Genomic DNA, 11,567 nt, shown 5'->3' with positions numbered 1-11,567 from the left:
CCATTCGCCATGCACATCGTCACCGTCCACTTCCACATCGCCCCCGAACACCGGGAAGACTTCCTCCGCGAGATCAAGGCCAACGCCTCGCGCTCGGTCGAGCACGAGCCCGGCTGCCGGCAGTTCGACGTCTGCGTGGCGCCCGAGGACGCGGGCCATGTCTTCCTCTACGAGGTCTACGACGACCGCGCGGCCTTCGACGCGCATCTGGCGAGCGCGCACTTCCAGAGCTTCAACAGCCTGACGACGGACTGGGTGGTCTCGAAGCAGGTGCAGAGCTTCGAGCGGGTCTGAGGCAGCGCCCTCAACCCTGCTTCGCGGCCGGCTCCTGGGCCGCGAGCACGGCCTTCAGCAGGCCGGGAAAGCGCTTGTCCACTTCCTTGCGGCGCAGCTCGTTCACATGCGCGGGGCCGTCGGTGCGCGTGCGCACGATGCCCGCCTCGCGCAGCACCCGGAAGTGATGCGACATGCTCGACTTCGCCCTGCCTCCGCCCAGCGCGGCACAGCTGGCCTCGCCGCAACCGGCCAGCTCGTGCACCACGCGCAGCCGCTCGGGATCGCTCAGGGCATAGAGGACCTGGGTCAGCGAGACATCGTCGAGGGCCGGATGGTTGAGGCTGCGCATCGCGCGACCATAGCACGGATCGCGATTTGTCCTATTGTTCGATATTTATCGAACTAGAGTACTATCGAATCCTGTCATTCACACGTTCACCGGGGATCCGATGTCAAGCCTCTTCTCGCCTTTCACCCTGAAAGACGTCACGCTGAAAAACCGCATGGTCGTCTCGCCGATGTGCCAGTACTCCGCCGTCGACGGCGTGGTCAACGACTGGCACCACGTCCATCTGTCGGGCCTCGCGCGCGGTGGCGCGGCCCTGGTCATCGCCGAAGCCACGGCCGTCTCGCCCGAGGGCCGCATCACGCCCGGATGCGCCGGGATCTGGACCGACGCGCAGGCCGACGAATGGCGCAAGATCGTCGCCTCGGTCAAGGCCGCCGGCGCCGTGCCCGGCATCCAGATCGCCCACGCCGGGCGCAAGGCGAGCGCCAACCGGCCCTGGGAAGGCGACGACCACATCGCCGCCGACGACGCGCGCGGCTGGCAGACCATCGCCCCCTCGGCCGTCGCGTTCGGCGGCGGCCTGCCGAAGGTGCCCGAGGCCATGACCCTGGCCGACATCCAGCGCGTCAAGGCCGACTTCGTGGCCGCGGCCCGGCGCGCGCTCGACGCGGGCTTCGAATGGCTCGAGCTGCATTTCGCGCACGGCTACCTCGCGCAGAGCTTCTTCTCGACCTGGTCCAACAAGCGGACCGACGCCTACGGCGGCGACTTCGAAGGCCGCGCGCGCTTCCTGATCGAGACGCTCGCCGCCGTGCGCGAGGTCTGGCCGGAGCGCCTGCCGCTCGCTGCCCGCTTCGGCGTGACCGAGTTCGCCGGCCAGGACGACCTCGAGGAGGGCATCGAGCTCGTGCGCAGGCTCAAGGCGGCCGGCCTCGACTTCATCGACGTCAGCATCGGCTTCTCGACGCCCACCGCGAAGATTCCGTGGGGCCCGGCGCTGATGGCGCCGATCGCGCAGCGCGTGCGCCGCGAAACCGGCCTGCCCGCCACCACGAGCTGGTTCATCAGCGAGCCCCGGCAGGCGGACGAGCTGGTCGCCGGCGGCACCGTCGACCTGGTCACGCTGGGCCGGCCGCTGCTCGCGAACCCGCACTGGCCGTACCGCGCCGCGCTCGAGCTCGGCGTGGACAAGGCGGCCTGGACGCTGCCGGCGCCCTACGCGCACTGGCTGGAGCGCTACCGGTCTTCGTGATTGCGGGGAGGATGGCCGCTGGCCGGGTTTGCGAGGGCGTGTTCGCGGCCATCAACGCGCCGACGAAGACAGCGCACGCATCCAGCGTTCGCGCTCTTCGTCCTCCAGCGCCAGCAAGCTCTCGGGCGAACCGCCTCCGCCGACCACCTGAAGGTCCTGCAGCTGCTTTCGCACCTCGGGCCTGGCGAGCACCTGGGCCACGGCTTCCTGCACGGTGCGATTGGACGCGGCATCCGAATTCGCCGGTGCCCAGAGGCTGAAATGGTCGTACGTTGCGTAGCCGCTCAAGGGCGCGCTCGAGGCCAGCGTCGGCCACGGCACACCGTCGAAGCTCTGCGGGCTCGCCGGATCGGCGGTGGTGCCGAGCACGCGCAACTGGCCGCGCCGCACCGCAACCGCCACGCCGTTCACGGGCGCGAACAGCAGGTCCACCGCATGCGCCTTCGTGATGACGTCCGAGTCGGGGTACATGCCCTTGAAGACCACGCGTTGCACGTCGACGCCGCTCAGCGCACGGAACTGGCCGAAGGCGAGATGACCGGTCCAGCCGTCCTCGCCCGTGCCGATGCGCAGGCTGCCGGGGTGGGCCCGCGCGTAGGCGAGCAGGTCATCGGTGCTGTGAATGCCCAGTGCGTCGGCCCTCGCGCTGTCGATGGCCAGCACCAGAGGCTGCGAAGCCAGCAGCGTGACGGGGCGAAGGGACTGCATCAGCGCATCGATCGGCGGGCCCTGGTGCACGCCTTCGATTCCTCCGCGCGGCAGCCTCAGCGCCGCGAGCAGAACCTTCTCGTTGCCGCCCTGCGTCATCAGCCGGCGGTAGTCGGCCTCGGTGGCTTGCGGCACATGATCGACCTGCACGCCGCGTCCCAGCAGCCTGGGCAGGTGACTCGCCAGCATCCCGGCATAGTGGCTGCTGCGGCCACCGGGCGGAAACGGCACGGTCACGTGCAGCGTGGGCTGCGGCACGACGGCCAGCCATTGCCCCGCATCGTCGAGCAGGCCGTAGCGAATCTCCCATGCACCGGCGGTGGACGTATTGCGCATCAGGGCTTCGGCCACCCAGTGGCGACCCATGCGATGGAATTGCCGAATGATCGGCTGCTCGTCCTGCCACCCGGGCGGCCGCCAGTCCTGGGGGAACGCGCCCGCGACGACGGCGTAGCCATGGCGGAACGCTCGCGCCTCCTGGAACTGCGGCGCGATCGCCCATTGGCCCTGCGCGTTCCGGTAGCCCCATCGACCGGTGTCCACGTCCTTGGCCGGCCGCAGTGCGGCGTCGGTGTTGCTGCCATGCAGCCGTTGCCAGCGGCACGCGCGCGGCGTGCTGGCGTTGCGCTGGCGATCGAGTCCGACGGCGGTGCACAGCCGGATGCGTCGCTGGGCCGTCGCGTCGGGCAGCCCGCCGAAGATGAACGGGATCACCATCCTGCCTCGCGCGTCGATGAGGCCCGAGCCTGTGGAGCCGGGTGTCGGCATCTGCCGCTGATAGTCCATCCATTGCGCGGTGGCGATGTCGCGCGGCGGCGGCGGCGTGCGCCACTGCCCCGCGGCATCGCGCAGGCCGGGCTGTGCGTAGACCGTGTCCACCTGCAGGTCGGAAGCCGCTGGCCTGGATTCGTCGGGCATCGGGTAGGAAAGAGCGGTGGGAGAGTCGATGGATGTCGTGTCCTTGCCATCGCAACTCACTGGCGGCACGGCCCACTGCCCTTGCGCATCGATGCGCCCGATGCCCACGGTGGTCCGTTGTCCGCCGCCGGGCTTTTGCTCCACCAGCCACACCTTGAACGCGGGCTGGAGCGCGGTGCCGACGCCGATGATGCCGATGCTTTCCAGCCACGCCGTCTGCCAGCGGCCATCGCAGAAGCTGCGCGCTGTCGGTGAAAGAAACAGCTCGCGCCCGTCGAGGGCGTCGAACAGCGCGGGCGCGCGCTCGCTGTTCTTTCCCGGATTCAGGCTCAGCCAGCGCACGCGTTCGATCCGGTCCGGGGCGATGCCGGTGGTGAACGCGAAGATGTCTTTCCAGGGCGGCGTTGATGCATCCACCGGCCGCAATTGCCAGGTCGGCTGCATCGGCACGGCGCCCGGATCGGCCTGCAGATCCTGGTAGCTCGGCGGCGCAGCGTTGGCCGAGCCGAGGGCGATGCAGAGCCACAGCAGGACTGCGAAGAGAGGCAGGCGCTTCATGAAGCTCACCTGGTCGTGGCAGACAGGGGGATCGGTCTTTCGCTCATGGCTTCCGGTTCTTTTACCGGTTGATTCTGCTTAAAAAACCAATGTATTCAACGCTTTATATGAAGTCCTTGCGTCATTCAGAAGGCTGGATTTTCCGGTTCGTTTTCCTGTTCGGTTGCCCCTGCCCGCCGCACGCGCTCCCCTCACCCATGCGTCCACCGCGCATGCAGCCACCGCGCCAACCCATCGAGCAGATAGCCCAACGCCCCGATCAGCACGATCACCGCCATCAGCTCCGAATAGGCAAGCCGGTCGCGCGTGTCGAGGATGAAGTACCCGAGCCCGGCCGACACACCGAGCATCTCGGCCGGCACCAGCACGATCCAGATGATGCCGATGGCCAGCCGCACGCCCGTGAGCAGGTGCGCGGTGATGCCCGGCAGGATCACGCGCAGCACGGTCTCGCGGCGCGTGGCCGACAGGCTGCGCGCGAGCGTGAGCCAGTGCGGGTCGAGCTGCGCCACGCCGGCCGCGGTGTTGAGCAGGATCGGCCACACGGCCGCGAAGGCCAGCAGGAAATACACCGGCAGGTCGCCCACGCCGAGCACCATCACGGCGATCGGCATCCACGACAGCGGCGAGATCATGCGCAGGAACTGGAACACCGGCGTGCTGGCTTGCGCGAAGCTGCGCCACAGCCCGGTGAGCACGCCCAGCGGCACGCCGAACACGATCGCCAGTGCGAGGCCAATGGCCACGCGCTGCAGGCTCAGCAGCGCGTGCTGCCAGATGTCGGGGCCAGCGACCAGGCGCACGAGCGCCAGCGCCGACGGCCCGGGCGCGAAGGCCGCGGCGATGGGCGTGCGCTGCGCGAGCCAGGCGCTGCCGGCCCACCACAGCACGAGCGCCAGCGCGAGGCCAGCCAGCGGCAGTCCGAGGCGGCGACCCACGTCAGACCGCGATGGTCTCGCGCCGCTGGTAGTCCGGCGCCACGCCGAACACCTGCGGCCCGCCCACGGCCTCGATCGCCTTGCGCACGAAACGGTCGTCGACCAGGTCGCGCGCCACGAACTTCGGATCGAGCGCGCGCAGGAAGGCGTTCTCGCCCTCGACCCGGGTGCCCTGCACGGCGCGCACCAGCTGCTCGGTGTAGGAGGCGAAGGGATAGGGCTGAAAATCGATGCGCCGCTGGCTCCAGCCCTTGTGGCGCACCACGCCGCTGGCCTCGTAGCTCGCGTAGTCGGTGGCGGCCAGCACCTTGGCCAGGGTCTGCGGCGGATGCGGCGTGTAGCGCCGCTCGCCAGCATTCGACAGCAGCCGCGCCGCGTCGAGCCGGTTGTCGCGCGTCCACAGCTGGGCCTTGACGATCGCGTGGGTCACGCGCTGCGCCCACTCGGGCTTCTCGGCGATGTCGCGCTCGGCCAGGAAGGTGACGCAGCAGGCATGGTCCTTCCAGACGTCGCCCGAGAAGCGCAGCACCTTGCCCACGCCCGCGATCTCGGCCGCCGCGTTGAAGGGCTCGGCCACGATGAAGCCCGCGATGGAGCGCGCGGCCAGTGCCGACACCATCTCGGCCGGCGCCAGCACCACGAGGTTGACCTCCTTCGAGCCCACGCCGCCGCCGGCGCCCGCGCCCTTGGTGACGGCGCCGAGGCCCTCGGCGCGCAGCATGTCCTGCAGCAGCACGTTGTGGATCGAATACCAGAACGGCACCGCCACGGTCTTGCCGCCGAGGTCGGAGAGCTTGCCGATCTCGGGCAGCACGGTGAGCGCCGAGCCGTTGATGTGGTTCCAGGCCACGATCCTGGCCGGGAACTTCGAGCCATAGCGCACCCACAGCGTGGCCGGCGTGAGCAGGTGGATCACGTTGACCTGGCCCGCGACGAAGGCCTCGACGATCTGCGCCCACGAACGGAACATGCGCGGCGCCTCGGCACGCAGTCCTTCCTTGTCGAACAGACCGCGCGCATGCGCGATCAACAGCGGCGTGGCATCGGTGATCGGCAGGTAGCCGATCTTCACGGGCTGGTCGTCGCCCTTGAAGCCTTGCGCCATCGCATCGCCGGCCGAGAGAAAGGGCGCCGCCACCGCCGCGCCGGCCAGGGCCGACAGCCGCAGCATGTCGCGCCGCGTGAGGCCGCAGTCGCAGGCGGACGAGGCGCAGACATGGGTGGCGCGCAACGCGGCGCCATGGGCGGGATTCGGGTCGGTCATTCGACGGGCTTTCTTTCTGGCATGCCGGGTGGCGATTCGATGGAGGAATGACGGCGCGTGGCCTGCAGCGCGGCGAGGATGTCTAGCCGCAGCGTGGTGAAGGCGGCGCCATCGCTGCGCGGGCGCGGCATGTCGACGCGCCACTCGCGCACGATGCGGCCGGGCCGCTCGCCCATCAGCAGGATGCGGTCGCCGACGAGGATCGCCTCGTCGATGTCGTGCGTGACCAACAGCGCGGCGGTGCGCCAACGGTGCACCACATCGACCAGCAGTTCCTGCATCTCGGTGCGGGTGATGGCATCGAGCGCCGAGAAGGGTTCGTCGGCCAGCAGCAGCACCGGCTCGCGCGCGAGTGCCCGGGCCAGCGCCACGCGCTGCGCCATGCCGCCCGACAGTTGCGACGGATAGAGCCCGCCCTGCCCCGCGAGCCCCACGGCCGCGAGTGCGTCGCGCACGCGGCGTGCGCGCAGCTCGCGTTCGAGCTTCGGCTGGCGCGCGAAGTCGAGGCCGAAGCCCACGTTGCGCGCCGCATCGAGCCATGGCAGCAGGCCCGGCTGCTGGAACACCAGTGCCGCGCGCGGATGCGGTGTGCTCGAGGCCTCGCCGAGAAATCGGATCTCGCCCTGGACATGGCCCACGCCGGGCACCTCGAGCCGCGCGAGCTGCCGCAGCAAGGTCGACTTGCCGCAGCCGCTGCCACCGAGCAGGCAGACAATCTCGCGCGGCGCGACCGCAAGCGACACGCCGCTGAAAACGGGTCGCGCCGCATCGAAGCCGAAGGCCAGATCGCGTGCCTCGAGCAACGGGTGCGGCGCGTTCGCGGCCTCGTCGAGGCCGATCTCGGCAGCCAGGGCGCTCACGATGCGGACTGCGCCGCGCGGCGCGCGAGTTCGCCACGCAGTTGCACCACGCTCGGCGTCACGATCGGCACGAACGCCACCTCGCGCCAGTGCCGCGCCAGGCTCAGCGGCTGGTCGCGGTGGTAGCCGCGGCCGCCGCTGGCCTGCAGCTCGAGCTGCACCGCGGCCTGCGCGATGTCGGCCAGCGCGAGCCGCGCGCGGAACAGCGCCTCGGGCTGGGTGCGGAAGCGGCCATCGGCGATGCCGGCATAGAGCCCGTCGACCGTGGCATCGAGCGCCTGCCGCTGTTCGACGAGCGATGCGTCGAGCACCGCGCGCCCGGCACCGCCGATCTGCGCCGCGGTCGCGAGCGCGGCGCGCGCAAGGCCGATCGACAGCCCGCACTGCAGGCCGAGGAACTCGGGCCGCGCCGTCGGCAGGAAGCGGTTGGCATCGTCGTGGATCAGTTCGTCGGCCGCGAGTCGCGCGCCTTCGATGCGCAGCGAGGCGGTGTTGCTGCCGCGCAGCGCGATCAGGTCGAGGTCGGCGCTGCGCTCCACGCCCGCCTGCTCACTCTGCAGCGCGGCCACGAGCGGCGCGCCGCCATCGGCACGCTGCACCACCACCGCAGCCACGAAGCCCTGCGGCCGCAGGTTGGTGCACCACGGCACGCTGCCGTCGAGCCGCCAGCCGGGCGCGCCCTCCTGCCGCGTGGCCGTGATCTGCAGCGCCTCGATGCCGCCGAGGAACTTCATCGCGTTCGACAGCCCCGAGGCACCGGCCAGCGAGCCGTCGAGCAGCGCGGGCAGCCAGCGCTCGCGCAGCGCCTGGTTGGGCGACTGCAGCAGGTATTCGATGAAGACGCGCTGGCCCCAGAAGGTGAAGGCCGCCGCCAGCGAATGGCCGGCCACGGCGGCGACGGCCTCGATGGCATCGCGCGTGTCGCCGCCCTGCCCGCCGATCGCGCGCGGCACGCCCAGGCCGAACAGCTGCGCGCCCGCGAGCCGCGGCAGCACCGCGTGCGCCTGCGCGTTGTCGCTGTCGAGCGCCTCGGCCTGCGCGTCGAGCCAGTGCCGGTCGGCCTCAGCCAGCATGGGCGGGCGCTGCGTCGGCGCGCAGGTTCTCGGGCAGGTAGGGCTGCAGCTGCGGGTTGACCGCGCTGCCGGCCAGGCTGTTGGCGAAGTTGCACAGCGTGGCCAGGCTCACGCCGAGTACCACCTCGAGCGCCTGGCGCTCGGAGAAGCCCGCGCCGCGGAAGGCCGCGAGCGCCTCGTCGCTCACCTTGCCGCGGCTCGCGATCACGGCCTCGGTGAAGGCGCGCACCGCATCGAGCCGGGCCTCGCCCGTGGCCTCGCCGCGCTGCAGCGCCACCACCGAGGAGGCCGGCAACTTGGCCTGCTTGAGCGCCGCGGCCGAATGGCCGGCCACGCAGAAGTCGCAGCCATGGATGCGCGCCGCCGTGATCTGCAGCACCTCGCGCTCGGCCAGCGTGAGTTCGCCGCGCGCGGTGGTCTGGGCCACGCCGAGGTAGGTCTCGAGCGCCTGCGGCGAATTGGCGAGGATGCCGATCAGGTTCGGCAGGAAGCCGTTGTTGGCGGCGGCGCGCGCCACCAGCGCGCGGCTGGCTTCGGGCGCGGAGGTCTCGGTGTGCAGGGTCAGGCGTGTCATGTCGGTGCGGCTCAGGTTGTGCGGAAACTGGCACCGATTCTTCGCGGCGCGCCCGCGGGCATCAATGACCGGGCGTCTCGGATCTGTGCCGGTTCGTCTCGCCGGCGGCTTCACTACGGTCGAGCCGGCGCGCACGCTGCCAGGCACCCGGCTGCTCGCCGATCACGCGCTTGAAGGTGCGCGAGAAGGCGGCATAGGAGTCGTAGCCCACGGCCTCGGCGGCCTGCGCGATCGACTCGCCCTGCGCCAGCTTGCGCGCCGCGATCTGCATGCGCAGCAACTGCAGGAACTGCAGCGGCGACTGGCCGCAGGCCTCGCCGAACTGGCGGAAGAAGGCCGCGCGCGAGAGATGCACGCGCTGCGCCATGTCGGCCACGCTCCAGGGCCGCTCGGGCGACTGCAGCAGCGCCGCCAGCAAGGGCGCGAAGCCGCGCCGGCGCAGCAGCCCCCAGAAGCCGCGCGCGTTCTCGTCGCTGCGCGCCACGTGGCGCAGGCCGTAGAAGAACAGCAGGCCGGCCAGCCGGTCCATCAGCACCGAGGGCTCGGTGCCAGCGCGCAGCGCCTCGCCACGCATCAGGTCGAACAGGGTGGCGGCCGAGGCCATCGCGAGGTCGTCGGCGCGCAGCACCAGGCAGTCGGGAAAGGACTGCGCGACCAGGTCGCGCAGCGGCCCGTCGAACGAGAAGAAGCCGCAGGCCAATGCCGTTTCGCCGAGCGCGGGGCTGGCCGACAGCGGCTGCATCGCGCGCGGCGCGCAGTCGATGCCGGGGTCGGCATAGGGCGAGAGGAAATGCGGCACGTCGCGCATCAGGAACACGCCGTCGCGCGGCGACAGCGCCACCGATTCGAGCCCCGGCCGGTGCAGCCAGCAACGGCCCTCGAGGATCAGATGGAAGCTCGCGCGCGCACGGCCCGCCGTCGAGGCGCGCCAGCGGCCGCAGTACTGGCCCACGTGGAACAGCGTGGCGTTCCATTCGAGGCTGCCGAGCAGCCAGTCGGCCACCCGGTCGGCCTGGGCATCGAACCCGGCATCGGCCGACGGGCTGGCAACGTCGGGAATGACGGAGAGGGAAGGCATGGGCCCGCCAGTGTGGCCGAGGCCGCGCGCGGCGCCAAAGAACGAATCGCTGTGAGCTTATGACCCGGAAACGATCCGTTCGCGCTCGTCCGCGGCCTGCGCCGTCGTCCGCGCACGACCGAGCTCCGCGCTCACCGCGCCGCTGAGCGTCTCGAGGTCGAAGGGCTTGCGCAGCACGGAATGCGAACCCACCACCTTCTGCACCTCCGCCATGTCGGCATAACCGGTCGCGACCAGCACCGGCATCTGCGGATAGAGCCGGCGCGCGGCCGCCACGAGCTCGGCGCCGTTCATGCCGGGCATCAGGTAGTCGACCATCAGCAGGTCGGGCCGGCGGCGCTGCAGCTCCTGCAGGCCGCTGTGACCATCGCTGGCCTCGCGCACGGTGTACTGCAGCAGGCGCAGGCCTTCGGCGATGCCCTGGCGGACCTCGGCATCGTCCTCCACCACCAGCACCTCGCTGCGCGGATCGTCCCGCGCGGGCGCGGCGCCCTCGCGCCCGGCCGGCGATGCGGCATCCTCCACCGGCTCGGGCTGCGACAGAGGAAAGCGCAGGGTCACGGTCGCGCCCTGGCCCGGCGTGCTGCGGATCTCGGCCTGGCCGCCCGACTGGCTCGCGAAGCCGTAGACCTGGCTCAGCCCCAGCCCCGTGCCATGGCCATTGGCCTTGGTGGTGAAGAAGGGATCGAACACCTTCGAGAGCACCGCGCTCGGTATGCCGCTGCCGGTGTCCCGCACGCTCACCAGCACCTGCGGGGAACCGTCGGCCGCGCTCGCCAATGCCGTGCCGATGACCAGCTTCCCGCCCTCGGGCATCGCATCGCGCGAGTTCACCGACATGTTCAGCAGCGCCATCTCGAGTTGCGCGCCGTCGAGCATCACCCAGAGTTCGCCGGGCCAGAGCTCGAAGCTCACCCGCACCTTCGAGCCCACCGAGACCTCGATGAGCTCGCGCAGGTTGGTGACCAGCGCATTCACGCCATGCAGCCGCGGCACCAGGCTGCGCGTTCGCGCGAACGACAGCAGCTGCCCGGTCAGGCGCGAGCCGCGCGCCACCGATTCCTTCGCGCGACGCGCGTAGTCGGCCAGCTTGCCCTCGGGCGCCAGCCGCGAGATGAATTCCAGGTTGAGGTTGACCACGTGCAGCAGGTTGTTGAAGTCGTGCGCGATGCCGCCCGTGAGGCGGCCGATGGCCTCGAGCTTCTGGCCCTGCACCACGTTGGCCTGCAGCCGTTCGCGCTCGGCGATCTCGCGCATCAGCCAGTCGTTGGCGCCCGCGAGCTCGGCCGTGCGGGTCGCGATGCGCCCTTCGAGCTCGGCGTTGAGCCGCTCGACCGTGGCCTTGGCGGCCTCGATGTCGTTCAGGTGGCGGCGCGTCACGTACTGCCGCTGGCGCGCGCGCAAAGCGGAGCGCGCGGCACTCGCGAGCGTCTCGGGATTGAGCGGCCGCTCGAGCAGCACCGAATTGCCCAGCTGCTGCAGCGAGGCCTGCGCGCTGGCCGAACGCCGCCCCGACTGGCGCATCGCCAGCACCACGAAAGGCAGGTCGGACCAGGCCGGTTGCCGCGCCAGGCAGGCGCCCAGCGCGCCGTCGAAGCCGCCCGAGAGCGACTCCTCGGTCACGATCGCCGCCGCGGCGGCAATTTCCAGTTCCGCCAGCAGCGATGCAGTGTCGGGGCAGACCAGGCAATCGATGCCCTGGCTCTCCAGCACGGCCCGGATCACCTGCGCATCCCGGCCGCGCGGCGCGAGGATCAGGATGCGGTCTTCCACGCCGCC

The 11,567-nt window shown here is 70.9% G+C and carries 11 protein-coding genes; 2 read left to right on the top strand and 9 right to left on the bottom strand.

The window, feature by feature from the left end:
• Positions 1 to 9: 9 nt before the first annotated feature.
• Positions 10 to 294, top strand: coding sequence for a putative quinol monooxygenase (locus tag ACEN9J_RS31425; protein ID WP_296736069.1), 285 nt, complete (start codon positions 10 to 12; stop codon positions 292 to 294).
• A 10-nt stretch (positions 295 to 304) separates the two neighbouring features.
• Here ACEN9J_RS31425 and ACEN9J_RS31420 read toward each other — a convergent pair whose 3' ends face one another.
• Positions 305 to 625: an ArsR/SmtB family transcription factor gene (locus tag ACEN9J_RS31420; protein WP_093345369.1), complete on the bottom strand. Its 321-nt coding sequence runs from the start codon at positions 623 to 625 to the stop codon at positions 305 to 307.
• Positions 626 to 725: 100 nt separating this feature from the next.
• Here ACEN9J_RS31420 and ACEN9J_RS31415 point away from each other — a divergent pair, with 100 nt between their 5' ends.
• A complete protein-coding gene (locus tag ACEN9J_RS31415; RefSeq protein ID WP_296736064.1) occupies positions 726 to 1,817 on the top strand; it encodes an NADH:flavin oxidoreductase/NADH oxidase in 1,092 nt (363 codons plus the stop codon).
• 51 nt (positions 1,818 to 1,868) lie between these two features.
• Here ACEN9J_RS31415 and ACEN9J_RS31410 read toward each other — a convergent pair whose 3' ends face one another.
• The 8 genes from ACEN9J_RS31410 to ACEN9J_RS31375 all read right to left on the bottom strand — a co-directional run bounded on the left by ACEN9J_RS31410 (position 1,869) and on the right by ACEN9J_RS31375 (position 11,561).
• Positions 1,869 to 4,001 (bottom strand): tripartite tricarboxylate transporter substrate-binding protein, encoded by a 2,133-nt coding sequence (locus ACEN9J_RS31410; protein ID WP_413765229.1) that lies wholly within the window; start codon positions 3,999 to 4,001, stop codon positions 1,869 to 1,871.
• A gap of 191 nt (positions 4,002 to 4,192) precedes the next feature.
• Positions 4,193 to 4,939, bottom strand: a complete 747-nt coding sequence (locus ACEN9J_RS31405) for an ABC transporter permease (RefSeq protein WP_413765228.1) — start codon at positions 4,937 to 4,939, stop codon at positions 4,193 to 4,195.
• A gap of 1 nt (position 4,940) precedes the next feature.
• Positions 4,941 to 6,203 carry an ABC transporter substrate-binding protein gene (locus ACEN9J_RS31400; protein ID WP_413765227.1) on the bottom strand — a complete coding sequence of 421 codons (1,263 nt, stop codon included), beginning with the start codon at positions 6,201 to 6,203 and terminating at the stop codon, positions 4,941 to 4,943.
• On the bottom strand, positions 6,200 to 7,063 hold the full coding sequence (locus ACEN9J_RS31395) for an ABC transporter ATP-binding protein (RefSeq protein WP_413765226.1): 864 nt from the start codon (positions 7,061 to 7,063) through the stop codon (positions 6,200 to 6,202). The genes ACEN9J_RS31400 and ACEN9J_RS31395 overlap by 4 nt, the downstream gene beginning before the upstream one ends.
• Positions 7,060 to 8,136: an acyl-CoA dehydrogenase family protein gene (locus ACEN9J_RS31390; RefSeq protein WP_413765225.1), complete on the bottom strand. Its 1,077-nt coding sequence runs from the start codon at positions 8,134 to 8,136 to the stop codon at positions 7,060 to 7,062. The genes ACEN9J_RS31395 and ACEN9J_RS31390 overlap by 4 nt, the downstream gene beginning before the upstream one ends.
• Positions 8,126 to 8,710 carry a carboxymuconolactone decarboxylase family protein gene (locus ACEN9J_RS31385; protein ID WP_413765224.1) on the bottom strand — a complete coding sequence of 195 codons (585 nt, stop codon included), beginning with the start codon at positions 8,708 to 8,710 and terminating at the stop codon, positions 8,126 to 8,128. Before ACEN9J_RS31385 ends, ACEN9J_RS31390 begins: the two co-directional genes overlap by 11 nt.
• 61 nt (positions 8,711 to 8,771) lie before the next feature.
• Complete coding sequence (locus ACEN9J_RS31380) at positions 8,772 to 9,788, bottom strand: AraC family transcriptional regulator (protein WP_413765223.1); 1,017 nt, start codon at positions 9,786 to 9,788, stop codon at positions 8,772 to 8,774.
• A 57-nt stretch (positions 9,789 to 9,845) separates the two neighbouring features.
• Positions 9,846 to 11,561, bottom strand: coding sequence for a response regulator (locus tag ACEN9J_RS31375; protein WP_413765222.1), 1,716 nt, complete (start codon positions 11,559 to 11,561; stop codon positions 9,846 to 9,848).
• Positions 11,562 to 11,567: the final 6 nt, after the last annotated feature.

The organism is Variovorax sp. Varisp41 (assembly GCF_047325085.1).
GTDB lineage: Bacteria > Pseudomonadota > Gammaproteobacteria > Burkholderiales > Burkholderiaceae_C > Variovorax.
Note: the sequence above shows the minus strand (reverse complement) of the source record. Positions and strands in the feature narration are given on the sequence as shown.